Source organism: Actinomadura pelletieri DSM 43383 (assembly GCF_003634705.1).
Taxonomy (GTDB): domain Bacteria; phylum Actinomycetota; class Actinomycetes; order Streptosporangiales; family Streptosporangiaceae; genus Spirillospora; species Spirillospora pelletieri.
The window spans coordinates 813,451-839,281 of sequence record NZ_RBWU01000003.1 but is presented as its reverse complement, the minus strand read 5'-3'; the positions used below and the strand labels follow the sequence as shown (position 1 = coordinate 839,281).

The 25,831-nt window shown below is 70.1% G+C and carries 28 protein-coding genes and 1 pseudogene; 17 read left to right on the top strand and 12 right to left on the bottom strand.

Translation table 11 applies throughout. The features are described from left to right. Positions 1 to 222: 222 nt before the first annotated feature. A complete protein-coding gene (locus BZB76_RS17085; RefSeq protein ID WP_147449456.1) occupies positions 223 to 1,131 on the top strand; it encodes a hypothetical protein in 909 nt (302 codons plus the stop codon). 45 nt (positions 1,132 to 1,176) lie between these two features. Here the strand turns inward: BZB76_RS17085 and BZB76_RS17080 are convergent, their stop codons facing one another. Both BZB76_RS17080 and BZB76_RS17075 read right to left on the bottom strand, forming a co-directional pair. Next, entirely contained in the window at positions 1,177 to 1,578 is a 402-nt protein-coding gene (locus BZB76_RS17080; protein WP_121435316.1) for a DUF3037 domain-containing protein, read from the bottom strand. Then, positions 1,575 to 2,402: a HipA family kinase gene (locus tag BZB76_RS17075; protein WP_121435315.1), complete on the bottom strand. Its 828-nt coding sequence runs from the start codon at positions 2,400 to 2,402 to the stop codon at positions 1,575 to 1,577. Before BZB76_RS17075 ends, BZB76_RS17080 begins: the two co-directional genes overlap by 4 nt. Positions 2,403 to 2,445: 43 nt before the next feature. Between BZB76_RS17075 and BZB76_RS17070 the strand changes: the two genes are divergently transcribed. Then, positions 2,446 to 3,144, top strand: coding sequence for a cyclase family protein (locus BZB76_RS17070; protein WP_337959755.1), 699 nt, complete (start codon positions 2,446 to 2,448; stop codon positions 3,142 to 3,144). Positions 3,145 to 3,237: 93 nt separating this feature from the next. Beyond that, positions 3,238 to 4,029 (top strand): hypothetical protein, encoded by a 792-nt coding sequence (locus BZB76_RS17065; protein ID WP_147449455.1) that lies wholly within the window; start codon positions 3,238 to 3,240, stop codon positions 4,027 to 4,029. Positions 4,030 to 4,033: 4 nt separating this feature from the next. Here the strand turns inward: BZB76_RS17065 and BZB76_RS35905 are convergent, their stop codons facing one another. Continuing rightward, entirely contained in the window at positions 4,034 to 4,498 is a 465-nt protein-coding gene (locus BZB76_RS35905; RefSeq protein WP_246006998.1) for a DUF4870 domain-containing protein, read from the bottom strand. Positions 4,499 to 4,904: 406 nt separating this feature from the next. On the opposite strand from BZB76_RS35905, the gene BZB76_RS17055 reads away from it, so the two are divergent. Beyond that, positions 4,905 to 5,894: a DUF8017 domain-containing protein gene (locus BZB76_RS17055; protein WP_121435312.1), complete on the top strand. Its 990-nt coding sequence runs from the start codon at positions 4,905 to 4,907 to the stop codon at positions 5,892 to 5,894. A 108-nt stretch (positions 5,895 to 6,002) separates the two neighbouring features. After that, positions 6,003 to 6,671: a PaaI family thioesterase gene (locus tag BZB76_RS17050; protein WP_170180653.1), complete on the top strand. Its 669-nt coding sequence runs from the start codon at positions 6,003 to 6,005 to the stop codon at positions 6,669 to 6,671. Here the strand turns inward: BZB76_RS17050 and BZB76_RS17045 are convergent. Continuing rightward, positions 6,659 to 7,165 carry a hypothetical protein gene (locus tag BZB76_RS17045; RefSeq protein WP_147449454.1) on the bottom strand — a complete coding sequence of 169 codons (507 nt, stop codon included), beginning with the start codon at positions 7,163 to 7,165 and terminating at the stop codon, positions 6,659 to 6,661. The two genes, BZB76_RS17050 and BZB76_RS17045, sit on opposite strands and share 13 nt — an antisense overlap. 27 nt (positions 7,166 to 7,192) lie before the next feature. Between BZB76_RS17045 and BZB76_RS17040 the strand changes: the two genes are divergently transcribed. Together BZB76_RS17040 and BZB76_RS17035 are read left to right on the top strand one after the other, a co-directional pair. Next, complete coding sequence (locus BZB76_RS17040; RefSeq protein WP_117399553.1) at positions 7,193 to 7,879, top strand: response regulator transcription factor; 687 nt, start codon at positions 7,193 to 7,195, stop codon at positions 7,877 to 7,879. Continuing rightward, positions 7,876 to 9,213: a sensor histidine kinase gene (locus BZB76_RS17035; RefSeq protein WP_121435309.1), complete on the top strand. Its 1,338-nt coding sequence runs from the start codon at positions 7,876 to 7,878 to the stop codon at positions 9,211 to 9,213. Before BZB76_RS17040 ends, BZB76_RS17035 begins: the two co-directional genes overlap by 4 nt. Before the next feature lie 24 nt (positions 9,214 to 9,237). Here BZB76_RS17035 and BZB76_RS17030 read toward each other — a convergent pair whose 3' ends face one another. From BZB76_RS17030 to nfi, 4 genes are all read right to left on the bottom strand, one after another. Further along, complete coding sequence (locus tag BZB76_RS17030; RefSeq protein WP_246006997.1) at positions 9,238 to 10,617, bottom strand: MFS transporter; 1,380 nt, start codon at positions 10,615 to 10,617, stop codon at positions 9,238 to 9,240. Positions 10,618 to 10,648: 31 nt separating this feature from the next. After that, complete coding sequence (locus BZB76_RS34240) at positions 10,649 to 10,867, bottom strand: hypothetical protein (RefSeq protein WP_147449453.1); 219 nt, start codon at positions 10,865 to 10,867, stop codon at positions 10,649 to 10,651. 740 nt (positions 10,868 to 11,607) lie between these two features. Beyond that, positions 11,608 to 12,204: a TetR/AcrR family transcriptional regulator gene (locus BZB76_RS17020; RefSeq protein ID WP_211343030.1), complete on the bottom strand. Its 597-nt coding sequence runs from the start codon at positions 12,202 to 12,204 to the stop codon at positions 11,608 to 11,610. Between the two features lie 82 nt (positions 12,205 to 12,286). Next, positions 12,287 to 12,967, bottom strand: coding sequence for a deoxyribonuclease V (gene nfi, locus BZB76_RS17015; RefSeq protein WP_121435307.1), 681 nt, complete (start codon positions 12,965 to 12,967; stop codon positions 12,287 to 12,289). 202 nt (positions 12,968 to 13,169) lie between these two features. On the opposite strand from nfi, the gene BZB76_RS17010 reads away from it, so the two are divergent. The 3 genes and pseudogenes from BZB76_RS17010 to BZB76_RS36685 all read left to right on the top strand — a co-directional run. Beyond that, a complete protein-coding gene (locus BZB76_RS17010; RefSeq protein WP_121435306.1) occupies positions 13,170 to 13,625 on the top strand; it encodes a flavodoxin family protein in 456 nt (151 codons plus the stop codon). A gap of 16 nt (positions 13,626 to 13,641) precedes the next feature. Continuing rightward, the gene (locus BZB76_RS17005; protein ID WP_121435305.1) at positions 13,642 to 13,941 is read left to right on the top strand and encodes a Dabb family protein; all 300 of its coding nucleotides are present in this window, start codon (positions 13,642 to 13,644) and stop codon (positions 13,939 to 13,941) included. Positions 13,942 to 14,268: 327 nt separating this feature from the next. Then, a pseudogene (locus BZB76_RS36685) lies at positions 14,269 to 14,445 on the top strand (helix-turn-helix domain-containing protein); the annotation flags it as partial. Here the strand turns inward: BZB76_RS36685 and BZB76_RS16995 are convergent. Continuing rightward, positions 14,420 to 14,650: a hypothetical protein gene (locus BZB76_RS16995; RefSeq protein WP_121435304.1), complete on the bottom strand. Its 231-nt coding sequence runs from the start codon at positions 14,648 to 14,650 to the stop codon at positions 14,420 to 14,422. The pseudogene BZB76_RS36685 and the gene BZB76_RS16995 overlap by 26 nt on opposite strands. A 406-nt stretch (positions 14,651 to 15,056) precedes the next feature. Here BZB76_RS16995 and BZB76_RS16990 point away from each other — a divergent pair, with 406 nt between their 5' ends. The 5 genes from BZB76_RS16990 to BZB76_RS34235 all read left to right on the top strand — a co-directional run bounded on the left by BZB76_RS16990 (position 15,057) and on the right by BZB76_RS34235 (position 20,153). Next, entirely contained in the window at positions 15,057 to 17,192 is a 2,136-nt protein-coding gene (locus BZB76_RS16990; protein WP_121435303.1) for an MMPL family transporter, read from the top strand. Positions 17,193 to 17,286: 94 nt separating this feature from the next. After that, positions 17,287 to 17,871, top strand: coding sequence for an HAD family hydrolase (locus tag BZB76_RS16985; RefSeq protein WP_121435302.1), 585 nt, complete (start codon positions 17,287 to 17,289; stop codon positions 17,869 to 17,871). Positions 17,872 to 18,687: 816 nt separating this feature from the next. Continuing rightward, complete coding sequence (locus tag BZB76_RS16975; RefSeq protein ID WP_170180652.1) at positions 18,688 to 19,002, top strand: type VII secretion target; 315 nt, start codon at positions 18,688 to 18,690, stop codon at positions 19,000 to 19,002. A gap of 21 nt (positions 19,003 to 19,023) precedes the next feature. Further along, positions 19,024 to 19,746 (top strand): hypothetical protein, encoded by a 723-nt coding sequence (locus BZB76_RS16970; protein WP_121435299.1) that lies wholly within the window; start codon positions 19,024 to 19,026, stop codon positions 19,744 to 19,746. A gap of 155 nt (positions 19,747 to 19,901) precedes the next feature. Beyond that, positions 19,902 to 20,153, top strand: a complete 252-nt coding sequence (locus tag BZB76_RS34235; RefSeq protein ID WP_147449452.1) for a hypothetical protein — start codon at positions 19,902 to 19,904, stop codon at positions 20,151 to 20,153. Here BZB76_RS34235 and BZB76_RS16960 read toward each other — a convergent pair. After that, positions 20,150 to 21,220 (bottom strand): hypothetical protein, encoded by a 1,071-nt coding sequence (locus tag BZB76_RS16960; RefSeq protein WP_121435297.1) that lies wholly within the window; start codon positions 21,218 to 21,220, stop codon positions 20,150 to 20,152. The genes BZB76_RS34235 and BZB76_RS16960 overlap by 4 nt on opposite strands. A 155-nt stretch (positions 21,221 to 21,375) precedes the next feature. On the opposite strand from BZB76_RS16960, the gene BZB76_RS16955 reads away from it, so the two are divergent. Beyond that, entirely contained in the window at positions 21,376 to 22,050 is a 675-nt protein-coding gene (locus tag BZB76_RS16955) for an aminoacyl-tRNA hydrolase (RefSeq protein ID WP_121435296.1), read from the top strand. A gap of 37 nt (positions 22,051 to 22,087) precedes the next feature. Here the strand turns inward: BZB76_RS16955 and BZB76_RS16950 are convergent, their stop codons facing one another. Further along, the gene (locus BZB76_RS16950) at positions 22,088 to 24,604 is read right to left on the bottom strand and encodes a M14 family zinc carboxypeptidase (protein ID WP_121435295.1); all 2,517 of its coding nucleotides are present in this window, start codon (positions 24,602 to 24,604) and stop codon (positions 22,088 to 22,090) included. Positions 24,605 to 24,658: 54 nt separating this feature from the next. Then, a complete protein-coding gene (locus BZB76_RS16945) occupies positions 24,659 to 25,291 on the bottom strand; it encodes a hypothetical protein (RefSeq protein ID WP_147449451.1) in 633 nt (210 codons plus the stop codon). Between the two features lie 182 nt (positions 25,292 to 25,473). Here BZB76_RS16945 and BZB76_RS16940 point away from each other — a divergent pair, with 182 nt between their 5' ends. Continuing rightward, entirely contained in the window at positions 25,474 to 25,770 is a 297-nt protein-coding gene (locus BZB76_RS16940) for a hypothetical protein (RefSeq protein WP_121435293.1), read from the top strand. Positions 25,771 to 25,831: the final 61 nt, after the last annotated feature.

The window sequence follows — 25,831 nt, the reverse complement described above, 5'->3', positions numbered from 1 at the left end:
CTCGTCCGCGAAACGCAAGACCGGCGGCCCGAGCGCGGCTACACTCCATGAACCCGGAGTAGCCGCCGGGTGGAGCGGGAGTGACGAGAGGGAAGGGAGAGACGTCAAAAGTTGCCTGTTGGCATAGTGCCAGACGGGGCTTACAGTGAGCATTGAAAGTGCAATTGCAGTTGTCAAGGCCGTTGTGCGGGGGCCGGCCGGAGCTGATCCGGAGGCCGAAAAGTGCAGAGTGTCGCAGAAGACGATCTTCTACAGGTCTTGCAGTACGGGCCGTTCAATGTCGCCTTGCACGCGGCGATCCAGGCGCGGGGCCTCAGCCTCGACTCCCTGCGGCGCCGTCTCGACGAGCAGGGCATCGCCGTCAGCCTGTCCACGCTGAGCTACTGGCAGCGCGGTCGGACACGGCCCGAGCGCGCCGACTCGATGCGCGCCGTCCGCGGTCTCGAGGTCATCCTCGAACTGCCGCGCCATTCACTGCTGACCCTCCTCAAGCCCACCGCCGAGCGCGCCACGGGACCGTGGTTGCCGGTGGAGGAGCTGTGTCCCGAGCCCGGCGTCCGCGATCTGCTGGACGAGATCGGCGATCGCGGCGAGCGCCAGCTCACCGGGCTCAGCATGCATGACCAGTACATCATCGGACGCCGCAGGGAGCTGAGCGAGGTCCGGGTCCGGGCCGTGTTCCAGGCGCAGCAGCGCGGCGTCGACCGCTGGATCGCGGTCTACCACCATCCGCAGGGCGTCCTGCCGTCGTCCCGCACCGTCCGCGGCTGCCGCTTCGGGCGCGTCCGGATGGACGAGGCGAGCGGCCTCATCGCCGCCGAGCTGCTGTTCGACCGGGCCCTCGGCCGTGGCGAGACGTACCTGCTGGAATACGGCTTCGGATTCGACGAGGCCAGCCCACCCGCCAACGAGGAGGGACGCGGATTCCGCGCCCCCCAGCACGAATACCTCATCGAGGTCAGATTCCATCCGTCCGCGCTCCCCGCCCGCTGCTATCGAACGTGGCGTCCCGACGGCCACACCGCGCTGAAGGACTCCGCGGACCTGCGGCTCTCCAGTTACCACAGCGTTCATTTCATCGAGTTCGGCATGGCCGCCGGATATCACGGCATCCGCTGGGAATGGGATTGACCCTTCCGCGTTATCCGGTCAGTCGGACGCGTTTTCGGGTCGGCATCATTTGACGAGCAGATCGAGGAGACGTTCCAGCTCGGCCTCCGGGTCGTCGGTCAGCCCGGCGTGCACGGGGCCGGGCTGGACGATCGTGCTGCGCGGCGCCGTCAGCCAGCGAAAACGCGTGCCCGGCGCCTCGTGCGCGGCCTGACCCGCCCGTTCTCCGCCGCAGCAGACGGCCTCCACCCCCCGGAGCGCCTTGCGGACCCCCTCGACGTTCAGCAGCGGATCCAGGGCCATGAGGCGCTGTTCGTCCAGGTGCGTGCGGCAGCCCAGGTAGTCGCGCGCCCGGCAGTACACCACCACGCCCACGTTCATGGTCTCGCCGCGTTCGACACGCGGCACGACCCGCAGCGCCGCGTACTCGAAGACCGTGGGTTCCGCGGCCGTCCTGATGTTGCTCATGAGGCGCCACCGAGCCGGCCGGGACGGTTCTCGCCACGCCGTGCCGTCGTGTCCGGCGCGCGACCGCCGACGGTCGGGTCGGGCAGCCAGTCACGCGGCTTCCCGGCGCGGGGGAGCAGGATGTCGACATAGGCGTCCCGTAGCTCCTGAGGACCGGCGAACCCCGGTTCGCCTTCCAGCCAGAGATCGGGCACCAGGGCGGTCACCTCGCGCAACAACCCTTCCGTGATCTTGGGTGCGAGTTCGGCCTCGGCCTCCTCCAGCCGGGTCGCGTAGGGGGTGAGGACATGGTCGGCCACGTCGTACGGGCCGGAGAACAGCCGCGTCGCGTTCGTCCACGCGTGGTGGAAGATGAGACTCGCGCCATGGTCGATCAGCCACACGTCGCCGTGCCACACCAGCATGTTCGGGTTCCGCCAGCTGCGATCCACATTGCCGGTGAACGCGTCGAACCACAGCACGCGGGACGCGAAACCGGGGTCGGGCCGCCAGCCGAGCGGATCGAACCCGAGGGAGCCGGGCAGAAAGTCGATGCCGAGGTTGCAGCCCGGGCTCGCCTTCAACAGGTCCTGCACGTCGGGGTCGGGTTCGTGGCGTCCGATGGCCGGGTCCAGGTCGATGAGCACCTGGTCGGGCACCCGGAAACCGAGCCTGCGGGCCAGTTCACCGGTGACGACCTCGGCGATCAGCGCCTTGCGTCCCTGCCCGGCGCCATGAAATTTCATGACATAAGTGCCGAGGTCGTCGGCCTCGACGACGCCCGGCAGTGACCCGCCCTCGCGCAGCGGCGTCACGTAGCGGATGGCTGTCACGTGTGGCAACACAACGCAACGCTATCGGGTACGACGCCCCGGGATAATCGAATTCATGGGCATGGAGACCACCGAAGCGGAGCTGCTCGACCTGTCGGTACCGATCGTCACGGGCATGCCCGTCTACCCGGGCGACCCACAGGTCGAGGCCGTTCCCGCGCTCACGGTGGAGGGGGACGGCGTGAACGTCCTGCGCCTGCACATGGGCTCCCAGTCCGGCACCCACGTGGACGCGCCGTTCCACATCGACGACTCGCTGCCGCGCCTGGACGAGCTGCCCCTGTCCCGTTTCACCGGACCGGCCGTCGTGATGGACGCCCGCGGGTTGCCGCCGCGCTCGTCCATCGGCCCGGAGCTGCTGCCGCGCGGGCTCGCGCCGGGCGTCGTCCTGCTCATCGCGACGGGCTGGTCGCGGCACTGGGGCACCGACGCCTACCTCGCCCATCCGTATCCCGCGCCCGAGACGGCCGAGGCGATCGTCGCGGCGGGTGTCCGGACGGTGGCCGTCGACGCGCTCAGCGTCGACCGCACCCCGCCGCCCGGGTCCGCGGAGTTCTCCCTGGACGTCCATCGCGTCCTCTGCGAGGCGGGCGCGGTGATCGGCGAGAACCTCACCGGCCTCGACCGGGTCCTCGACGCGCAGAACGCGGGTCGCGCGATCGAGGTGTCCCTCTTCCCGATCGCCCTCGCGGGCGCGGACGGTGCGCCCGTCCGCGCCGTGGCCCGGGTCGACCCCCGGGCCGTCCTGGCCTGACGGCGACGCGGCCGAGCGCAACCGCCGTGTCGGTCGGCGTGGCACCGCGTCGGTTCGGGCGTGCCGCAGCGTGGTCGGTCCACCCTCATACTGGTGGCGGGCGACGGAGGGGCGGGTGCGATGCGGGTGTCGTGGGCGACCGACCAGGGCAGTGTCGAGCGCGGGAACGAGGACTTCGTCGCCGCGGCCGCCGGGGCCGTGGTGGTGCTCGACGGGTGTGGCCTGCCGCTCGGCACCGACCTCGGCTGCGCGCACGGGACGGCCTGGTACGCGCGGTCGCTCGGCACCCGGTTGCTCGCGCGGATGCTGGACGGGACCCACCCGCCCGGTGTCCCTCCAGCCGGCCCGCCGGTGGGGCCGCCCGAGGGCGTCCACACGCCGGGGCGGCGGCCGCTGGTGGCGCGGCTCGCGGGCGCGATCGCGGACGTGGCCGCGGCGCACCGCGCGACCTGCGACCTGCGGGCGCCGACCACGCCCGCCGCGACCGTGCTGGCCCTGCGGCTGCGGGGCGGGCTGGTCGACTATCTCGTCCTGGCCGACTCGACCGTGCTGCTCGACGGCCCGTCCGGGGTCCGGGAGATCACGGGAGGCCACCACTACGCCGCGGCCGACCCGGCGGTGACCGACGCCGCGGTCACGGGAACGGTGCCGATGGACGAACTGCGCCACGTCCTGCTGTTGACGGACGGCGCGACACGGCTCGTGGACATGTTCGGCGCCACCGACTGGGCCGGGCTGGCCGCGCTCGCCGTCAACTCCGGGCCCACCGCGCTGATCGAGCGGACCCGGGACATCGAGCGCACCGACCCGCAGGCCGTCCGGTGGCCGCGTGGGAAGGTGCACGACGACGCGACCGTGGCGGTCTGCGCCTTCCCACCCGCCTGACCGGCTACTTGATCATTCGGAAGCAGAAGAAGGTAGGGAACCGGACGTACTGCCCCTTTCCCGCCTTCACCGCCCCCAGGATGATGAACACCCACTGGCCGATCAGCAACTCCAGGTACGGGAGGGCGAACAGCGCCAGGAAGGCGGGCGTGTCGAGCAGGATCGCCGGAGGCACACAGACGGCCGCCACCACGAGGGCGTGGATCAGCAGGGTGAGCTGGAAGTTCATCGCCTGCGCCGCGTGGTAGCGGGTGAACGGTTCGGTGCGCCGCTTCACGAAGTAGATGATCAGTGGCGCCAGAAAGCCGATCAGGATGATCCCGACATAGGAGAAGATCGCCCAGGTCGTCTCCTGCGGAGGGGACTGCGGCGTTCCATACGGGACCCCCGGCGGCCCGTACCCCCAACGAGGGTCGTAGGGCCCGCCCCCGGGCGGCGCCTGCCCGGGCGGCGCCTGCCCTGGAGGCACTTGTCCGGGCGGCACCTGTCCGGGCGGCGGCTGCCCGGGAGGGGGCGTGCCCGGGATCTCGCCATAGGGACTCGAGTGCGGAGGAGGCCGGTCGTCCGCCGGGTCGGCGGGAGGGAGAAACCCCGGTGCGGCGGCGGCCGGTGGTGTGTCGACGGGCGGCGTGTCGACCGGTGGTGTGTCAACGGGGGGTGTGTCGACGGGTGGCGGGGCGGCCGAGGGGGGCTCGTCAGGTGGCGGGGGCTGGTCCGTCACGGCTGGTTCCTTAGGTACAGACGGGGGTCCATGGGAGGTACTGCAGGAATCTATCGGAACCCGGATCAGACGCCTTCTGAACGCATCGGATTCCTTGTCCGCCGGGACGCCGTACCGGATCTGGAACCGTCCGCCGTGCGCTACGGTCACGATCATGAAGGGCGACGACGCCGCGGGCGGCATCGACCGTGAGGGCCGGCGGAACCCTTATCCGCTGCCGGGACAGGACGGGGACGCGCCCAAGGACGACCCGCACCCGTACCCGCTGCCGGGTCAGGAGCGGAACGCGCCCGAAGACGATCAGCCGCCCCTACCTGCGGATCTCCCGGCGCAGGAGGGCGCCTCCTCGGCCGGCCCGCGCCGCGGCCGTTCCCCGCGGGTCGTGCGGCGACGGCCCGGCCAGGCGCTCCTCGCCACGGTCGCCCTCGTCCTGCTGCTCGTCCTCGCTTGGAACGGTCTCCAGATCGACGACCTCGGCCGGGACGACGGCGACGACGAGATCGGCACGTCGACGACGTCTCCGCCGAGGTCGCCGGAGCCGGAACCGACCAGCACGGTTCGGCCGAAGGTGAAGGGCTGGGACGCCGTCAGCAGCGCCAAGTACGGGCTGACCTACGACGTCCCCAAGTCGTGGCGCATCCTTCGGTCGGGAGTCCTGCACGGCTACGAGAGCATCGACGGCGGGAAACCGGTCGCGATGAGCGCCGGGGCCGTGTACCTCGACGACGCGTGTAAGGACGGCGACGACGAGTTCAGCCGTGGTCGCACCGGGTTCCAGCAGTACGTCGAGGACGATGTCACGGGAGTTGCGAAACACGCGGCGAAAAGGTGGGCGACGCTCGGCTTCACCGAGAAGGGCCAACCGGCTCCGGTGGTGACCGTGGGCGCCCCGCGGACCGTCCGGGTCGGGCGCGCCGGCGCGGTGCACGTCCGCGCCGACGTCGTCGTGAAGGCCAGGGGAAAGTGCGTCACACCGGCCGGCGTCGTCCACGCGGTGGCCATACCGGGGGTGGCGCCCGACCTGACGACGACCTTCGTCCTGGTGGCCGGCCGGGGCTTTCCGGAGGCGCTGCCCGACACGGTGATCGAGAAGGTGGTCGGCAGCCTCCGGCCCAACCCGACCTCGCATATCACCGGCTCCTGAAAATGCCGGACATCGACCCCGGTGTCCGGGACATTGAGACTCCCTGCTTAGAATCACGTTCGGCTGATCGGGAGGCGCGGGGACGTTCCGCAAGGAGGCTGGGCGAGCGTGACGGTGCAACGGGACCTGCTGGAGGAGGACGAGGCGGCGGCGCTGGCGGGGCTCGCCGCCCGTGTCCGTGAACTGGCGGACGCGGCCCTCCTCACCGGCGTCGGCGCCGCCGCGGCCGACGCGGTGGCGGACGAGGTCAGGGCGCTGACGGCACGGCTCACGGCGCGGCGTCGGAACGATCCACCCTATGCCGCCGCCACGGAGTCCGCCGCGGACGGCCCCATCGACCGGCAGCTCGGCAACCCGGTCACCGGGCATCTCAACCCGCTCGCGCCGCCCGTCGACCTGGAGACCACCCCGGACGGCCTCGTCCGCGGCGAGTTCACGCTCGGCGCCGTCCACGAGGGCCCGCCGTCGTACGCGCACGGCGGCGTCACCGCGGCGATCCTCGACCAGGTGCTCGGCGTGGCCGCGGCCGCGACCGGCACGTCCGGCATGACCGCGACCCTGGAACTGCGGTATGTGCGTCCCACCCCGCTCGGCGTGCCGCTCCTCGCCGAGGCCAAGGCGTGCCGTGTGGAGGGACGCAAGGTCTACGCGTCCGGGACGATCGCGGCACCGGACGGACTGGTGACCGTCGAGGCCACCGCGATCTTCGTGACGCCGCAGCGGTTCGTCACCTCGCCGTACCGTTCCAACGCGACCGGCGAAGGTCAGTACTCGTAGACCTTGACCGTCGGATCCCGCCCGTACCACGACGCGACGACCGACGACGTCCGCTCGTCGGACAGGAAGTCGACGCGGAGCCACCCCTCGGCCTGCGTCACGCGCGTCTCGTAGCCGGGGTTGGGCGTCGCCGACACCAGCCGCACCCGGTTCTTCTCGACCGACATCGCCGCGCGACCGCCACGGGTGGCGTAGCTGCGCACATTGTCGGGCGGCTTCGGGGGCGGATCGTTCCGGTCCGGCGACCGCGACGAAGGCCGCGGCTTCTCGTCCGCACCGTCCGGCGAACTCGGCCGGGACGTCGGTGAGCCGATCGACGACGGTCCCGGAGGCGCGGACGGGCTGGAGTGGATGATGGGACCGGCGATCGGCGGCGGCGCCGACCGTTCCGACACCGCGCCGCGCACGACGTCGCGCACCCCCAGCCACGAGAGCGTGACCGCGAGCGTTGTCACCGCCGCCCATGGGGCAACATACGACATCGCGCGACGCATGGGCACATGGTGGCATACGGTTCCGCCATGGCGAGTGTTCTGGTGGTGGAGGACGACGCGAACGTCCGCACCGCTCTGATCAGGGAGCTGAGCGCGCGATCGCATGTCGTGCGCAGTGTCGGCACCGCTATGGACGCGCTCCGCGAGGTCACCCAGGCGCCGCCCGACGTCGTCGTCCTCGACCTCGGGCTGCCCGACCTCGACGGCGCGGAGGTGCTGAAGATGCTGCGCGGCGTCTCCGACGTGCCCGTCATCATCGCGACCGCCCGCGACGACGAACCCGAGATCGTCCGGTTACTGAACGCCGGCGCCGACGACTACCTCATCAAACCGTTCTCCATCGAGCATCTCAGCGCCCGGCTCGCCGCCGTGCTGCGCAGGTCGGCGCGGTCCGGCCCGACCGCCGAACTCAGCGTCGGCGGTCTGCACATCGACCTCGACCGGCGGCAGGCGACCCTGGACGGCGAGCCCCTCGAACTGACCCGCCGCGAGTTCGACCTGCTGGCCTACCTCGCCGCCCGCCCGGGCCGGGTCGTCGCCCGCCGGGAGCTGCTCGCCGAGGTGTGGCGGCAGGCCTACGGCGACGACCAGACCATCGACGTGCACCTGTCGTGGCTGCGCCGCAAACTCGGCGAGACCGCCGCCGCGCCCCGCTACCTGCACACCGTACGGGGCGTGGGCGTCCGGCTGGCCGAACCCGACCCGAGACCATGAGACGGACCCTGGTCCTGGTGTCGCTGGCGGTCACCTCGATGGTGGCGCTGGCGTTCCTCATCCCGCTCGCGCTGACCGTCCGGGAGATCGCCAGGGACCGTGCGCTCACCACCGCCGAACGCCAGGCCAGCGCGCTCGGACCCGTCCTCGTCGTCACCGAGGATCCCGCAGCCCTCGAACGCGCCGTCGCCAGCACCCAGGCGGGCGCCGCCGGGCGGATGACCGTCCACATGCCGGACGGCGGGATCGTCCCCCGGAACCCCCGCGGCGGCGCCGACCCCGGAGAACTCGCCGAGGCGGGACGGCGCGGACGCTCCCACACCGCCCGCGTCGGCGGCGGGTACGCGCTGCTCCAGCCGGTGTCGCTGGACGCGGGCCGCACCGCCGTCGTCGAGGTGTACCTGCCCGACGAGGACCTGTCCCGCGGCGTGTGGAAGGCGTGGCTGGTCATGACGACCGTCGCCGCCGCCCTCGTCGCCGGGTCCGTCGCCGTCGCCGACCGGCTCGGCAACCGCATGATCCGCTCCACCCGCCGTCTCGCCGAGGCCGCGGCCGCGTTCGGGGACGGGGAGATGTCGGTCCGCATCGAACCGGACGGACCGCCCGAACTGGTCGAGGCCGGGCTGGCGTTCAACGCGATGGCCGACCATGTCGTCCAACTCCTGTCGGCGGAACGGGAGATGGCCGCGGACCTGTCGCACCGGCTGCGCACCCCGCTCGCCGCGCTCCGCCTCAACGTCGAGGCGCTCGGCGACGGCCCGGTCGTCGAGCAGACCCGCGAGGCCGTCGACCGTCTCGAACGCGAGGTCGACCAGATCATCCGGACGGTGCGGCGGCCCACCGGACGCGGTAGCTGCGACGCGTCCAAGGTGCTGCGGGACCGGGTCGCGTTCTGGTCCGTCCTCGCCGAGGACGAGGGCCGTTCCTGCGAGCTGATCGGCGCGGAACGTCCGGCGCCGCTGCCGCTGCCCGGCACCGAACTCGCCGCCGCCGTGGACGCGCTGCTCGGCAACGTCTTCCGGCACACGTCCGAGGGCACCGGTTTCGTCGTCACCCTCCACCAGGGGCAGGGCGTCACCGGCATCCTCGTCGCCGACGGGGGCCCCGGCATCACCGACCCGGACGCCGCGCTGGAACGCGGCAGCAGCAGCGGCGGGTCCACCGGCCTCGGCCTGGACATCGCCCGCCGCGCCGCCGAGTCAACCGGCGGCTACCTGCGCATCCACCGCAGCGTCCTCGGCGGCGCCCAGGTCCAGATGTGGTTCCGCACCAGGTGGCTGCCGCCCGCCCGCCGCTCCCGACGCCTCGTCCGCCGCCGCCACTCCCGCACCTAGCCCTAACCCCGCCTCAACTCCGCCTTAACGACCCCGCTCGCCCTCCGGCTCCGCCCTACCGTGACCGCCATGAAGCGCCGATACGTGGCCGCCGGCCTGGTCGGCGTCGTCGGCCTCGCTGTCGCCGTCCTGATCGCCGTGCTCGGCCTCCTCGCGAGCGGCTACGTCCCCACCGTGCCCGGCTCGTACAGCATCGGCGCCGCGGGGCAGCAGAAGCGGGGTGGCCAGCATGAGAACACCGCCCACCGCGATCGCGGAACGCGCCCCGACGACACTGCCGAGCAGACCCCACAAAGCAGTCATGACCGCGACGACCGCGTTGTCGCTGATCGACCACGCGGACAGCACCCGGGCCACCGACCCCTCCTTGGTCCGCGTGAGCCGGTAGGTGGCGAACACCGGCGTGAACACGCCCATACAGGTGACCATGCCGAGCTCGACGACGACCACGACCAGTAGCCCGGCGACGCCCGGCCCGACGAACGCGAGCCCGACCAGCCACCCCGCCCGCAACGTCCCGGCGGCGAGCAAGACCCTGTGCCTCCCGAACCGCGCGACGAGCGGCCCCGCCAGGCGCGACCCGACCAGCCCTCCAAGACACGGCAACGTGAACACCAGCCCGTACTGCCACGGCGCGAACCCGAGCTCCCCGATCATCAGCACGACGAGCAGCGGGGACGTCGCCATGATGAAACCCTTGACCAGGACCGTGTTAGAGAACAGCGAGCGCAGCACCGGCTCGCCCAGCACGTACCGCCACCCCTCGAGCAGGTCACCGGCCCGGAATCTCGGCGCACCGCCACGTTCGGGCCGCGGCTCCGTCCCCCCGATCGCTCTGACGCCCGCCGCCGAGAGCAGATAGCTGACCGCGTCCGCGACCACCGTCGTGACCGGCCCGAACAACCCGATCGCGGCCCCGCCGAGCGGCGGCCCGAGCATGGTCGTCGTCCACGTCGAGGCCTCGAACCGCCCATTGGCGACCACGAGGTCCTCGGGCCGCACGAGCGCCTTCAAGTACGCCCCGCTCGCCGCCCTGAACGCGATCCCGGCCGCGGCGACCACGACTGACACGACGACCAACTGCACGAACCCGAGCCGCCCCACCACGAAAGCGACGGGCACGCTCAGCAACGCCACGAACCGCACCAGGTCCATGGCCACCATCACCGACCGCTTGCGGCGGAACTCCACCCAGGGCCCGAGCGGCACGGCGACCACCGCCCCCACCGCGAGCCCCGCGGCGGCCAACGCCGACACCTGCGCCGGCCCGGCGTCCAACACCAGGACCGCGATCAGCGAGAACGCGTCAAGCGCGAGCCACGTGCCGAACGCACTGACGGTATAAGCCGCCCACAACCACCCGAACCGCCGCCCCAGCGAACGCCGACCGGCGAAGATCCCCACGCCGCCCGAAGCTACCAGCGGCCCCCCGGGGTCACCGACAACTGGCGTACTTCACGTACCACTTACCGTTGCCGTCACCGAGCTTGTAGTCGGCGATCCAGTTGCCGCCCCGAAGCGGCGCCCACAGGTACCCGTCCTTGCGGACGATGCCACCCCAGTCGGTGCTGACGCGCTTCCCCCTCTGAAGCCCGCTCCCCACCTTCCGATACGCCAGCCCCGGCCCTTCCCGAACCGTCAGAAGCGAGACCACGACCGTCCCATCGCACCACCGAGCACGCTGAACGCTGCGGTGGACCCGCCCTTCCGCCCGCGCGGCCCCCACGGCCCCCACAAAGATGGCCCCGGGCCCAGACCCCTCCTCGCCCCTCGGCCCCGACGACGACTCCACCGCCCCAGCAGAGGACCCCACACTCACGAAGCTCCCAACCATCAGGGCCCCAACGACCCCGACCCCGACCGTGCGCCGCACACCCATGTCCACCTCCAGGCAGTCCCGACCGACGTCACTGAGATACTACTCTAAGTAGTCACATGAACACCTAATGAAGCAGGCCTTTGAGCCGACCACACCTTCCGGAGCACGGCACAAGATCCCTCCCGCCTGGGTTCGAACGGGGCGAGCGCACCGCCACCAGGACGAGCGCTGAACTGATCCGAACAAAGCGGCCGCTCACCTCCCAGCACGGGTCCCCACCCGCGCCATCGCAGGTAAGCGACTCCCGACTCGACTTCCCCGAACCTCTCCGGACGCGCGCTGAATAAGGGGTGCTCAGGGATTCCCTAAGTGAGGGTTAAGGGTGTTCTGGTGGGGGTGGTGGCGGCTTAGCGTTACGGGTGTCACATCGGAGACACGCCGGAGGTGCACAGGCGGAGAGCAGAGCGAAGTCGGCAGAGGTTCCGACTGAGGTTCCTGATTGAGACAGGTTTCTGGCCCGCACGGCCCCGTTTACCCCGCTCTGGGGCCGTGCGGGTCAGAAGTCTTTTGGTGGGTCAGCGGGTGCGGAGGCCGTCGAAGAGGAGGGCGAGCATGCGGTCGGCGTAGGCGCCGGGGTCGGTGGTGCGTTCGGCGGCGGCGCCGATGGCGTTGGTGAGGCGGAGCAGGTCGCGGGGGTCGATCCCGGTGTGGACGGCGCCCGCGCGTTGGGCGCGGTTCAGCAGGCGTCCGAGGGCGTCGCAGATCGCGGTGGCGGCCGCGCCGAGGCCGGTGTCGGCCCACTCCGCCGACATCGCCTCGATGATCACTGTGGAGGTGCCGCGTGGGGTGTCGGCGCCGGTGAGGTAGGTGCGCAGCCAGCGGTCCAGGGCGGCCTGCGCGTTGAGGGCCTCGGTGTCGGGGTCCGGCGCGGGCTCGGACAGCAGTTCCTCCGCGTGGGCGAGCAGGCCGTCGATCCGCTCGCGTAGGACGGCGTGGAGCAGCGCGTCCCGGGTGGGGAAGTGGCGGTACAGCGTCCCCGAGCCGACGCCCGCGCGTTTGGCGATGTCGTCGAGGGACGCGCCCGTGCCGTGCTCCATGAAGGCGATGCGGGCCGTCGTGATCAGGCGTTCATAGTTGCGGCGGGCGTCGGCCCGCATCGGCCGGGTGTCCATGGGCACCGTCCAGCGGCGTCGCGGATGACCTGGGTGTCTCCGTCTGCTTCTGGATGAGGGTGCCATCTTCGGCAAGGACGCGCTACCCGGCGAGCGCATCCCGGGACAGGCGGTCGGCCTTGCGCGTCGTTTCGGGGAGGCGATAGTGAGGCGTCAGGTCGAGGACGTTCCGGCACGCGGTGTCGAGGTCGGTGCGATGGCCGACGGACACGAACACCGGCTTCACGTTGTCCTGGGTTCTGAGTACTCGGCCGATGGTCTCGTCGGCGTCGAGGAGGGGGCTCGTGTCGCCGCGGTGGGGGCCGGGGTCGGTGTGGGTGCCGATGAACGCCGTCTTGCCCACGCCGATGGTCGGCAGGTCGGTGAGGACGCCCAGATGGCACGCCAGCCCGAACCGGCGGGGATGCGCCACGCCGAAGCCGTCGCAGACGAGCAGGTCGGGTGTTGTCGTGAGGTCGTTGAGCGCGGTGAGAAGAGTGGGCAATTCCCGGAAAGCGAACAGGCCCGGGACGTAGGGGAAGGTGGCTGTGCCCGTGGCTACTGATTCCTCGATCACGGTCAGCGTTGTCGCGTCCAGGACGACCACTGCCGCAGCCAGGCGTGTGCCGGTGCCGTCGCTGGTGTAGGAGACGTCCAGGCCCGCGACGGTGCGTGGTGTCGTCGGGCCGGGGACGTCCAGGTGGAGGAGTGGGCGCAGCCGGTCCTGGATCGCTTCGGCCTCCTTGGGGGTGGACGGCCAGTCGTGCAGGTCACGCACCTTCATAGGCCGCACCCTATCCGTGGGTACGAGTGCATTTTGGTTGAGGTGAGTGGTTGTGACTGGTGCTCGCGTTTGAATTCGTTGATGAGGCGGCGGAATAGTTTGCTGGGTGCAGTTTGGATTGTTCGAGTTGAGGTTGATTTGCGGGTGGCCGTGACGGAGTTCTGGCCGTGAACAGGGTCTTGGGCGGGTTAGGGTCGGGGTGATGAAGCGGTTGCTGATCGTTCACCACACGCCGTCGCCGTCCGTCCAGGCGATGTTCGAGGCGGTGCGCGCGGGGGCGTCCACGGACGAGGTCGAAGGCGTGGACGTGGTGGCCCGGCCGGCGCTGGTGGCCACCGCCGTGGACGTCCTGGAGGCGGACGGTTACCTTCTTGGGTCGCCTGTCAATCTCGGCTACCTCTCCGGAGCGCTCAAGCACTTCTTCGACCAGATCTACTATCCGTGCCTTGAGGCGACCGTCCGGCGGCCGTTCGGGGCGTTTCTGCACGGCAACAACGACGCGACAGGTGGGCTGCGGGCCCTGGAGTCCATCACCACGGGGTTGAAGTGGAAGGCCGTCCAGCCACCTGTGACCGTCATGGGCGAGCCGTCGAAATCCGATCTGGAGGCGTGCTGGGAACTCGGCGCGGTCACGGCGGCGGAACTCGGGACCGGTTGAGCTGTAGCGTGCCGCCATGAACGGTTTCCGGCACGTGGTGATGTTCAAGTGGGCCGAGGGGACGACGACCGGCCAGCAGGACGAGGTCGCGGCGCGGCTGGGCGAGCTGCCCGCCGTGATCCCGGAGATTCGGGAGTACAGCCTCGGCGCCGACGCCGGGGTGAATCCCGCCGCCTATGACTTCGCGGTCGTCGCGGACTTCGCCGACCGGGAAGGCTACCTGGCCTATCGCGACCACCCGGCCCACCGGGCGGTGGTCGACCGGTACATCACGCCGATCACGGCTGAGCGCGCGTCCATCCAGTACGAGACGTGACCGCGACGGCCTCCGGCCGTGTACGGAACGACCGTGAGCCGCGTCCTGCCGGCCCCACGGAGACATCAGATGGTCGGGCAGCGAACTGATCCGTGCGCTGCGGCCGGACGTCGTCAATGCCCGAGTTTGACGGGCTGGCCGGCACCCGACGGATCGTGCCCGACCCTCATTTAAGGACGTGCCACGACCTACACCGACGACTCGTGTATCCGGCGTTGCGGGCAGGTGCGTCCGGGTTCCTGGTCAAGGACATCGAGCCGGATGATCCGCCGGCCGTGCGGGCGTCATCGCGGGCTTCGTCTCATGACGGTCTGAAAGCGGGAACGTCAGATCGTTCGGCTGGTCGGACGCGGCCTGTCCAAGGATGAGATCGCGGGCCTGCTGCCGCTCAGCCCGTTCATGGTGAAGACACACGTCAGCCGCGCCTTGGGTCAGCTTGGTGCGCGGCTCGTGGTGTTCGCCCACGAGTCGGGGCTCGTCATCTCCGGCTCCGCAGGCTCATGATCTCCTCGCGAAGTTCCTGCGGTGTGGGGGCCTCCACCAGCCGCGGGCCGGTGCGCATCGGCACCATGGCCCACCAGGATCCGGTCGCCTCGCCGAACCAGACGCGCACACCGGGGAACTGGTCCTGCAGGCCCCGCGCGGTGGCGGCCCGCAGGGCGGCGGGAGTGGGCTCGTCGCGACCGGCGGCGCCCCGCTGAGCCGTCATGTCACGATCCCCCCTGCCGGCCCCCGCCCTCCGTCGATCAATCGCCCTGGTCCGGCGCCGTTCGCTGGACGAGCGATGCGCGGCTCCGCGTCCTCCGGCCCCCGTCCAACACCATCCGCTCGACGAACCTCGTGCGGCTCGTCGACGGTTCCAGTAACAGCGTCCCCATGGACCAAGGCGTCACCCCTACTCGGTATTCGTGACTAAGCACACTATGGGGGGTACGGGACTCGCACAGTGGGATACCGCGCCGGATGTACTCCAAAGGATGTATCCGGTTCGCCGGATGACACCGTGCGATCGATGTGCGAGACCCGTACACCGACCACGCTGGAACCGCCGACGCGTTCCCGGTGCCCGGACGTCACCTCGTCAGGGGCAACTTATACAACGAAGGTGGTCTGCCATGAGGTTGCCCCTGCTTGCCCGGTTCTGTTACCGAAGGCGGCGCCTGACGGTCGCGGCGTGGATCGCCGGCACGATCACGGTGTTGGTGCTCGGTTTCGGCTTCGCCGCCGAGCCGCTGAACGACTTCTCCGGCGGGGACTCGGGGTCGGCGAAGGCCACCGACCTGCTGGAAGAACACTTCGCGGACCAGAGCGGCGACACGATCACGCTGGCGGTCCAGGCCGATGCCGGTGTGCGGAGCGCGGAGGTCAGGCCCCGGGTCGAGCGGGCGATCGAACGGTTCGCCAGTACACCGCATGTGGTGTCGGTGTCCTCGCCCTACGCGACACCGGGGCAGATCTCACCGGACGGGAAGACGGCGTTCGCCACCGGCAGCCTCGACGTGCCGTCCGAGGAGATGTCCAAGGAGGACGTGAACGCCCTGCTGGACGACGTCCGCTCCGACACCGGGCCCGTGGAGATCCAATTCGGTGGAACGGCCGTGGACGCCGCCGAGACGCCCGGGGGAGGGCCGTCCGAGGCCATCGGCGTGCTCGCCGCCATCGTGATCCTCCTGGTCGCGTTCGGGTCGGTGCTGGCGATGGGGCTGCCCATCCTGACCGCGCTGTTCGGCATCGGATCCGGGCTCTCGCTGATCATGCTGCTCGGGCATCCGCTGCCCGCGCCGTCGTTCAGTCCGATCGTCGCCGCGCTCATCGGGCTCGGTGTCGGCATCGACTACGCGCTGTTCATCGTGACCCGCTTCCGTGAGGAGCTGCACGCCGGGAACGATCCAGAGGAGGCGGCCGTCACGGCCGTCGCCACCGCCGGACGTGCCGTGCTGTTCGCCGGTACCACCGTGGTGATCGCGTTGATGGGGCTGTTCGTCATGCAGCAGAGCCTCCTCAACGCCGTCGCGGTCGCGGCCGCGGTCACCGTGCTGATGACCATGCTCGGCGCGGTGACGTTGCTGCCCGCGCTGCTCGGCTTCGCCGGACGGTCCATCGACCGGCTCCGTGTCCCCGGGGTCGGCCGGCAACGCGGTCGTCCCCTCGCCGAACGGTGGGCGCGGGTCGTCCAGGCGCATCCGATCGTCGCGGGGCTGGCGGCGGTCGCCGTCCTGCTGGTGCTGGCCGTGCCCGCGCTGTCGATGCGGCTGAGCCTGCCCGACTCCAGCACCCAGCCGCACGACCACAGCGGGTACCGCGCGAGCCAGATCATGGCGGAGGGCTTCGGACCTGGAACGGCCGCGCCGCTGATCCTTGTCACCGAGGGCGGGACCGGCGCGGACCAGGGGCGGCTCGCCGCGGCCGTCCGCGACACGCCCGGGGTCGCCGCCGTCCAGCCTCCGCGCACCAGCCAGGACGGCGCCGCGTCCATCCTCGTCGCGTTCCCGACGACCGGGGCGCAGGACGAGGCGACGCCGGAACTCGTCCACACGCTGCGGGACGACGTCATTCCCCGCGCCATGGACGGCACCGGAGCGCAGACCTATGTCGGCGGGCAGAACGCGGCCTCGATCGACTTCGCCGACGAGGTGAGCACCCGGCTGCCATGGCTGATCGCCGTCGTCGTCGGCCTGTCGCTGTTGTTGCTGGTCGCGCTCGTCCGGTCGGTGACGGTGGCGTTGCAGGCCGCGGTGATGAACCTGCTGTCGATCGCCGCCGCCTACGGGGTGCTGACCGCGGTGGTCCAGTGGGGCTGGGCGGGCGGCGTGCTCGGGTTCCCGACCGACATGCCGGTGACGACCTGGGTGCCGCTGATGATGTTCCCGATCCTGTTCGGGCTCTCGATGGACTACGAGGTGTTCCTCGTGTCCCGCATCCGGGAGAACTACGAGACGGGGGTGCCGACTCGGGAGGCCGTCGCGCTCGGCCTGTCCCGCACCGCCCGCGTCATCACCGCCGCCGCGGCGATCATGGTGATGGTGTTCCTGTCGGTGCTGCTCGGCGCGGACGTCGCCGTGAAGCAGATGGGCCTCGGCATGGGCATCGCCATCCTGATCGACGCGACGATCGTGCGGCTGGTGCTCGTCCCGGCGCTGATGGAGTTGTTCGGCGAGGCGAACTGGTGGCTCCCGCGCCCCCTGGCCCGCCTCCTGCCGTCCCGCCGGACGCCCACCGCCGAGGCGACCCGCGAAAGCCTGCGCGCTTGACGCACTCGATTTCGTCGAACGTCACCTGAGGTGATGTTCGCTCAGACCGTCCGGTTCCTGTCGGGTGGCTCCGTGGCCGCATAGGGTCGGGGACATGTCCGATGTGATCGTTTTCGACCTGTTCGGAGTCATCGCCCGCCGCCAGACCCCCGAAGCCGTACAGAGAATCGAGGAGACCGCAGGTGTCTCCGGTGCCCGATTCTGGGACGCCTACTGGTCCTGCCGCCCCGCCTACGACTCCGGCCAGGAGAGCCCCGAGTACTGGGCGAACGTGGCCGATCGCCTCGGCACCACCTTTTCCGACGTCCCCGCGCTGATCGAGGCCGATCTGGACAGTTGGACGGAGGCGGACGACGCCATGGTCGCCCTCGTCCACGAACTCGCCGGCCAGGGACGCACCCTCGGCCTGCTGTCGAACATCATCGGCGACCTGGTTCCCCGCTTCGAGGCACGCCACCGTGACTGGCTGTCCCGCTTCGACGCCCTCGTCTACTCCTGCGACATCGGCGTCGCCAAGCCCGACGCCCGCGCCTACGAGATCTGCGCCGACCGCCTGGGCGCCAAGCTCACCGACGTCCTCTTCTTCGACGACACCGAACGCAACGTCGTCGCCGCCCGCAAGACCGGCATGCGCGCCGAACTCTTCACCACCATCGACCAGGTCCGCGCCATTCTCTGACCCCGCCCCGGCGGTGACTCGGCCACCCAGGATCCTTTGCCTGCACTGTCGGCTCAAGGGTGTCGGTGGCGTCGCCAAGCGAATTCAAGGGACGAGTGCGCCCACCTCCGGAGAGATGGTCCATTGGACTGAGCCTTCCTCCGAAATCGTGCCACAGTGACACATTTCTCTCGCTCTTGCGTGGCCGCATCCGGCCACGGTTCTATTATTGTCGTTGGACGGGCATGAAAACGGTCGCCGAATCCGAACTCCATTACGGTCGGCATCAATCGTGATTTATGTACGTCCGATGTTGCAGAACCTGGGCTGCCAGGTTGTTCGAACAGGGAACGGGCCGCCGATGGCGCATATGAGACTGTCCGTATCCCTGACTCGGTGGGTGTAGTAATTGCCGAGGTGTCCGGTCGTCTTGGATACCGGGCAACCTCTATAGTCCTGACAAACGGCTAAGAAGGCCCCCCAAGAGGGACATGACCGTTACGACGCTCAAGCCGACTAACAGGAAACCGGCCAGACGTTTTCCGGTGAAGGACGCCGAGCGGTAGATCAAGTAGCCGCCGACCATCCAGCCCGTGGTCGAGATGAGCTGGATTAGCAAACGAGGCTCTTCGAAGATTATGCTGAAAGCGATCGCGGTGGGCAAGAAGAATATGCCCGTCCCCAGGATCATTCCGCCGACGAAGCGTAGGCGCCAAAGATGAGCGTGCATTATCCCCTCTTTGTTCGGAACAGGTGATCACGATCTAGATTGTGGCACTGGAAGCGGGGGAGTGCAAGCGATAACCGAGACCACGGCATCTGCTGAAAGGAATGGTTGTGTCGTTCCGTGTCGAACCGGCCGCGTTGGAATCTTTCGCGCAGGCCATGGACGCGCTTGCCGGGGATTGTGAGAAGGCGAAGAGTTATGTCCAGAGCCATCAAGAAGTGGTAGCCGACGGCAGGGGGATAATCTTCGGCTTGTTATACGCCGTCGGTGTGCTGCGCCTCGGTGAACAGGTGCAGAAGAATATCGAGCGACTGGACGGCCTCAGTTCAGGGTCGGCGAGGGAACTGCGCAAATGTGCCGAGGTGTATCGAAATACTGAGAAGAAGGTCGCCGAACGTATCGACCAGACCTACCCGATGAAGTAGGCCCGTCCAGGAAGGACATGCATGACCACGACGCCCGCCGCCAAGCTGGTTCCTCCGACGACGAAGGAGCCCATGCCCAAGGTGGTAGACGTATCACTCTCGCTTACCGACTTCGTCAGCCCCAGTCACTGGTTACTCTGGGCGATCGACAAGATCTGTGGGGTCAATCCGGCGGAATGGCTGGCGCGGCAATTCGCCGGGGACTGGGAGTCGATCTCGAAGTTCTCCACCGCACTTGAGCATGTCAGTGAGTTCTACACAGAGTACGCCAAGGGGGTGCGGGAAGGTCAGGCCACGATGCTGAAGAGCTGGGACGGCAATGCGGCGGACGCCTGCGACAAATACTTCACGGAGTTCGCGAACGCCATTGACAAGCAGGTCGAGCCTGTTCAGCGGGTAGCAGGGGAGGTGCGGTCCACGGCGTTCGGTGCGTGGTCGTCGGCCAAGGCGGCGGTGAGCGGGCTGGAGGCGGTCCTCGATCTGGCCGTCATGGTCGCCATCACCGCCGCCGCCTCGGCCGCGACCAGCTGGACCGTCGTGGGACCGTCCGTGGGCATGGCCGCGATCATGGCGCAGATCGGTCTGGCCATCCAAAAATGGCTGAAAGTCATCTCGTACGTAGGGCTGGCCATCGCCGCCGTCATGGGGACGATCGGCGTTCTCGTTGGCGCTTTGGCCTCCATATGTGGATTGGACTCTCAGCCCTACCCCAAGGGCTCCTACGACAACCTGGTGGTCGCGTGATGGCGGAGTTCGACGATGACGGGCTTCCGATGATGGATATCGCGCGGGGAGACCAGAGCGCCTCCAGGGCGGTCCGCAAAAATCTTGAGATTCTTCGTGACAAGTCCGAGAACCCTCAGTTCCAGCGGTTCGTCCAGGAGGTTTTGGACGGTCGGATGTCCCTTCGGGAAGCGGCGCGCAGTCCGCTCTTCGACGCCGAGTTGTCCCCGCACATCGACAAGTTCAAGGAGAAGTGGGACGAGACGATGGCCGAGGGGCAGGAGGTCGTCGACGCCGAGGAGGTCGATCGGCTGGCGGGCCTGCAGGCCGAGGTGCGGCGGGCGATGGCGGAGATCACGGAGAAGGTGCAGGAGCTGCAGCGGCTCAAGGACGAGTTGGACGACCTGGACGCCGAACGGCCGAACTAAGAGTGCGGAGGGAGTTCGTTGGCGGCTTCGGCGGCCTGGGAGAGGCGGTCGCGGAGGGTGCGGACGAGTTCGTCGCCCTGCTCGGTCAGGCGCTCGATCGCGGGGAGGGCCAGGTCGTCGCGGACGGTGTCGGCGAGCAGTTCGTCGTACTCGTGCGCCTTCTCCGCGATGGCCTCCAGATGCCGTTGGGCGTGCAGGACCTCGTCCGCCGCTTTGGCGCGTTCCGCGTAGCGTTCGAGGGCCTCCACGCGGCGGGTCACGGCCTGGACGGAGAGGTCGAGTTTGGCGCGCAGCGGACGCAACGCCGACTCGACCTCCGGGAGCGTGGAGGCCCCCTCCATCTCGGCGTGGTCCGCGCGGAGCTTCGACTGCCTGGCCAGAACCTGGGCGATCTCCCATTCCTGGCGCGGCAGCGTGACGGCGTTGTCGACCGCGTCCAGCAGCCCCTCGCGGTTGACGGCGGAGTCGCGGACGGCGTCCACCGCGGCCTGAGCGCGCACCAGCATCGCGCGGCCCTCGTCGTCGAAGTCCTCGGGGGTGAGGTAGCGGTCGCGGCGCCGCTGGAGTTCGCGGGCGCGGCGCAGGTCAAGGGACACCGACGGGGTGCCGAGCGCGACCAGGATCGCGAGCATCCCGAGGCCGATCAGCCACAGCGAGCCGAGCAGCGGGGAGCCGAGCAGGCCGAGGCCGAGGACCGTCAGCGGCGCCAGCCACATCAGCGGTCTGCGGCGGGCGACGATCGTGTCGAGTTCGGCGCGCAGGCCCGGGTCGGCGACGGGACGGGGCTCGGCGGGCGCGCCGTCCTCGGGCGCGCGGGGCGGCGCGACCCGCCGCCAGTACGTCGACACGTGCGTCTCGAACGCGAAGTCGGTCCGTGCGATCTCGATCTCGGTGGGACCGGGGGGCAGCGGCCACGAACCGACCGGATCGCCCCCGCCCGGGCCGGTGAAACGCACCCACCAGCCGCCCTTGCCGTCGTCGCACCGGTAGCGGCCCGGGGCGACGTCGATCCCCACGAAGAACGTCCCGACACCCGGTATGGAATCACTCCACGTGCCACTGGTCACCGGCGACCTCCGACCCGACCGTTCCGCCGTGTCCCCCCGCCGTCTCCGGCGAGGGCCGTCCAGCCCGCAACAGGAGAAACGTCCGAGGGACGGCACAAGTTGCAGTACCCACATCCGTGTCCGGAAAGCCGCTCCGGGTTTGGAATACTCCTCGCGTGCGACCCGACTACGACCCCCGCGACGATCCGCCGTGGGCCATGCAACTGGTGGTACGCGCCGAGAAGGCCGAACCGCCCAATCACCGCGCGGTCTGCGAGGCGACGGCGACGGCGGTCGTCCGGCTCCTCACCGACCCCCGGGCGGTGGAGCCCGACGGGGAGTGGCGTGCGGCCGTCCGCGAGTGGGAGTCACGCCGCATACGTAAGGTGACGCGACGTGCGCGGGGCGTGCGGTGGCCGCAGGCGCAGGCGTTGCCCGGTGTGACCGTCGAGCACGCGGGCGCCCAAGTGCGGGCGTTCCCGCCCGGTCCGATGTCGGACGTCCCGCCGGAGCTGGCGAAACTGCAGGTCGCCGGGCTCGACCTCGCGGACGCCGAAGGGCCCGCCCCGCCGCCCGAACCCCCGTACGCGGTGATCGCGATCAACCCTGACGTGACGATCACGACGGGCAAGGCCGCCGCCCAGTGCGGGCACGCGGCGCAGCTGCTGCTGCGTCAGGGGCGCCGCAAGGATGTGAAGGCGTGGGTGGACGGCGGCGCCCGCGTCCACCTGGCGCGCGAAATCCCCTGGGACCGTTGTGTGAAGAACGCGACGGTGGCGGTCCGTGACGGCGGGTTCACCGAGGTCCCGCCCGGCACGATGACCGCCATCGCCTGGATCGTCCGCAAGTAGAGGCGGCGTGCCGGGACGCCCCGGCACGCCGCTCTCGTCAGGGAAGGGTGACGGCGATCGGCGCGATCCCCGCCTTACGGATGAGGGACGGGAGTCGTCCCGCGAACGGATGGTGATCGGTCGGCAGCCCGCGCGGGTTGTCGATCACGTAGTGGACGACGTCGCCGCCGCGCCTCTCGGCCCACGCCGCGCCGACCGACCGCAGGACGGCCGCCGCCTTCGCCGCGTCGGCCGTCTTCACCGAGACGCGGATCGGCGACTCGTACGACGGCAGCGCCGCGGCCTGCTGCGCCGCCTTCGCGGTCGCGTCCGCCCGGGGGGCCTGCGCGCCGGCCGGATCCGGCCCGAGAATCGCGTTGGCGAGCAGTTTCGCCGTCCCGTCGGTGAACGCGCGGAAGTTCGGTTCCGCGGCGAACAGCACGGAACGGCCCGCGCCGACGGGCTGGTCGACGACCGCGGCGGTGCCGCCAAGCTCGGCCGCGCCCCGCTCGAACCCGGACACGAACCAGTCCGGCGAATCGGGCCGCGGGTACGACACGACGACGCCCGAGGACGCCCGCATCACCAGGTCATAGGACGTGAAGTTCCAGGCCGTCGCGCCGACGCCCTTCGACAGGGGGCTCGCCCCGTCCACCTTCACGCGCAGCAGTGTGCCGGGAATGTCGGATGTCGGCTCGGCCAGCGTGGCGGTCGTCAACCCGAGCAACGCCGCGAGTTCGGTGCCGCCCTGCCAGCCGACGTAGCGGCCGCCGTCCCGCGTCCATTCCCGGAGCGCGGCCCGCCCGGTGTCGCCGAGCGCCTCGTGGGCGATCTTCGCCGAGCCGTTCGGCGCCACCAGGACCTCGATGCCGGCCAACCTGCCGGCGGCCACGTCGGCGGCGCTCAGCAGCGTGAACGGCAGTTTCCACTCCCGGTCGAGACGGTGCCGCAACCAACCCGTCGATTCGAAGGCCGACGACGTATCCGACAACTGCAAGACGCCGATTTTCGGGGCCTTGCCGTCATGGCGGGGACGCGGAGCGGGCGGCGTTCCCACCGGGACCGCACGCGGACGCAGCACGGCACCGGACGACCCGCCGGACACGTTCCCGAGCAGCGGCAGGCTCCACGCCGTCACGTCGTAGAAGTACGGGAACGGCGTGTAGGCGTCCTCGTTCAGCATCGCCTGGATCCAGTGCTTCTGACCTTGGGCCATCGAGATCCAGTACGTGCCCGCGGGGAGCGTCGCCTTCGCCTCGGGACGCCCGTACGCCTTGAGATCCGGGACGGTCAGCGGCTTCACCAGCTTCTCGACGCGCACACCCATCCGCAGGAGCCGCCGCACGATGAGCCGCACCTCGGCACGTTTGGCCGGGTCGTCGTCCCGCAGGAAGTAGCTCCGCACCTTCCGGTCAGGGACCGGACGGTCGATCTGGTTCGGCGGGTTGTAGATCTGGTTGGGCTCCAGTTTCCCCGTCTCGCCTTGTTCGTGGGCGTCCACGGTCATCCGGCGCCACTTGCTCAGGACGTCCTGCCGGTTGCGGGCCGCCGCCGACAACGTCACCCACTGCGTGAGGTACTGCTCCCGCACCCGCTCCGGGTACGGGCTCACCGCGCCCTTCTCGAACGTCATCCCCGCCGCGTGGAACGCGGTCGTCGGCACCGAGTCGCCGTAGCCCTGGTAGAAGAGGTCGTAGACGTCGCGGTTGAAGAAGTCGATGCCCTGCCGCCGGAACTCGGCCGCCATCGCCGCGCCGTACAGGTCGTTGATCCAGCCGATCGCCTGCTCGGGCGTCTCGTGGTAGATCGGGTCGGCGTTCGGCGGGAAGAAGTACGAGTCCCCGCCCATCTCGTGCGCGTCGATGTACAGGGCGGGCGGGTACTCGTTCAGCAGGGCGAGCTTGCCGTCGGTCTCCGGCTGGGTGCGCGCGAACCAGTCGCGGTTCATGTCGAAGCCGTAAGAGTTCTGGCGCGTTCCCGCCTCCCGGCCGTCCGGGTTCTGCGACGGCAGGACGATCACCAGCGCGTTGGTCAGGATCGTCGTGGCCGCGCAGTCGGTGCGGTCGCCGAGGTCGCGCAGCACCTTCAGCGCCGCGTCCGTCCCACTCGGCTCGTTGCCGTGCACGTTCCCGCTCACCCACAGGATGGGCACGCCCCGCTCGGTGATCCGCCTGGCGAGATGCTCGGGCGTGCTCGGATCGCGCAGCCTCCCGGCGTCCCGCCGCACCCTGGCCAGCCCCGCCTTCGACAGCAGCTCCGGGCGCCCGACGACGGCGTACCGCAGCGGACGGCCCCGCGCCGTCGTGGCCAGCGTCCCGGAGATCACCCGATCGCTCTTCGCCGCGACCGTCTCCAGATACCTGTCGGACTCGGCGACGCCGACCTGCCGCTCACCGAGATCGAAACCGAGAACGTCCTTGGGGGACGGGACCTTGCCGCGATAGACCGGCTCGGTCCCCATCGGATCGCAGGCGGCCGCCGGGGCCGCGGGCGGCCGCGCGACGGCGGGCGCCGCGAGCGCGGCGGGCACCGCCAGGGACGCCACCACGGTCGCCACCAGTTTTCGGGCTCTCATGAGGCACAACGTGACACCGACCCGAACGGGCGACCAGGGCAACTTCTGCCAAGATCAGCCGGGCCGTCCGGGGCGGGACCGCGCATTCTTCAGCGCCGCCGCCCGGTTGATCGCCTGCAACGCGAACTCCTGCGTCCGGGTGAGCCCGCCGGGACCGCGCACCGAACCGGGCTCCGCGTCCTTCGGCGCCGCCGCGAGCTGGGCCTTCGTACTCAACCCGTACGACACGAACAGCAGGATCACGAACGCCGCCAGATACAGCAGGTGCTGCAGCAGCCCGCCCCACCTCGCCGTGAACACGTCCAGGACACCGAACATCGCGAATCCCGCCATCCACCCCGCCATCGCGGGCACGAACAGCAGATCCCGGCGCAGCGCCATCCCCGCCGCCGCGCACAGCAGGAGCGCCGCCTCGACCAGCTTCACCAGCACGAGAACGGCCACCGCCGGACCCGAGCCGAAGTACCCCTCGACCTCGTCCCGCCGATCGCCCCACAGCAGGACGGCACTGGCCAGATTCGTCACCCCGTACGCGACGAGGAACACCCCGACCGCGTAGTGGAACCGATGCCACGTCCGCGCACCGGACGGCCCACCCGCCCGTGTGGCCCCCGGGGCGGCGCCCGTCGCGACACCGAACACCGGAGTGGCGTCCGGGTCGGCTGCTGGATCCGGCCCCAGCGTCATACTCGCCCCCAAGCTCCCGTTGAACTGCTCTGCGAAAGATATCCCGGATGGGGCACCACGGCTCGAACCGTCCACCGTCCGCCGCGCCACGCCCCGGCTGACCAGCCGAAGTGCTTGCACACAAACGGAAGAAGCGCAAGGCTGGACCCGTCGGGCCGCGCGGAGTCCGTGAGGAACTGAGGATGACGCCTGACGATACGGGAACCACCGCGCCCTCGAAGACGCGGATCGAATATCTCGAAGAACTCGGCGACGAGCTGGTCGCACGCGGCCTCCGCGCCCGCCTCGTCCTGCCCCGAGGCCAGTCGCCCACGCTGCACGTCCTGAACCCCGACGTGTCCGCGCTCACCGAGAACATCCTCGCCGAACAGGCCGCGGACGGCTGGTGGTACTGGTGGTCCTGGGCCGAACGCATCGCCCCCGCCACCGAACCCACCACCGCCGCCGACCGCATAAGCCGAGTGTTGTTCGTTTTTTAATGGCATTTCTCTCCTCCTTCGGCCCTGGCGGGCCTCCATCGTCGAGAAACGCGGTGCGATC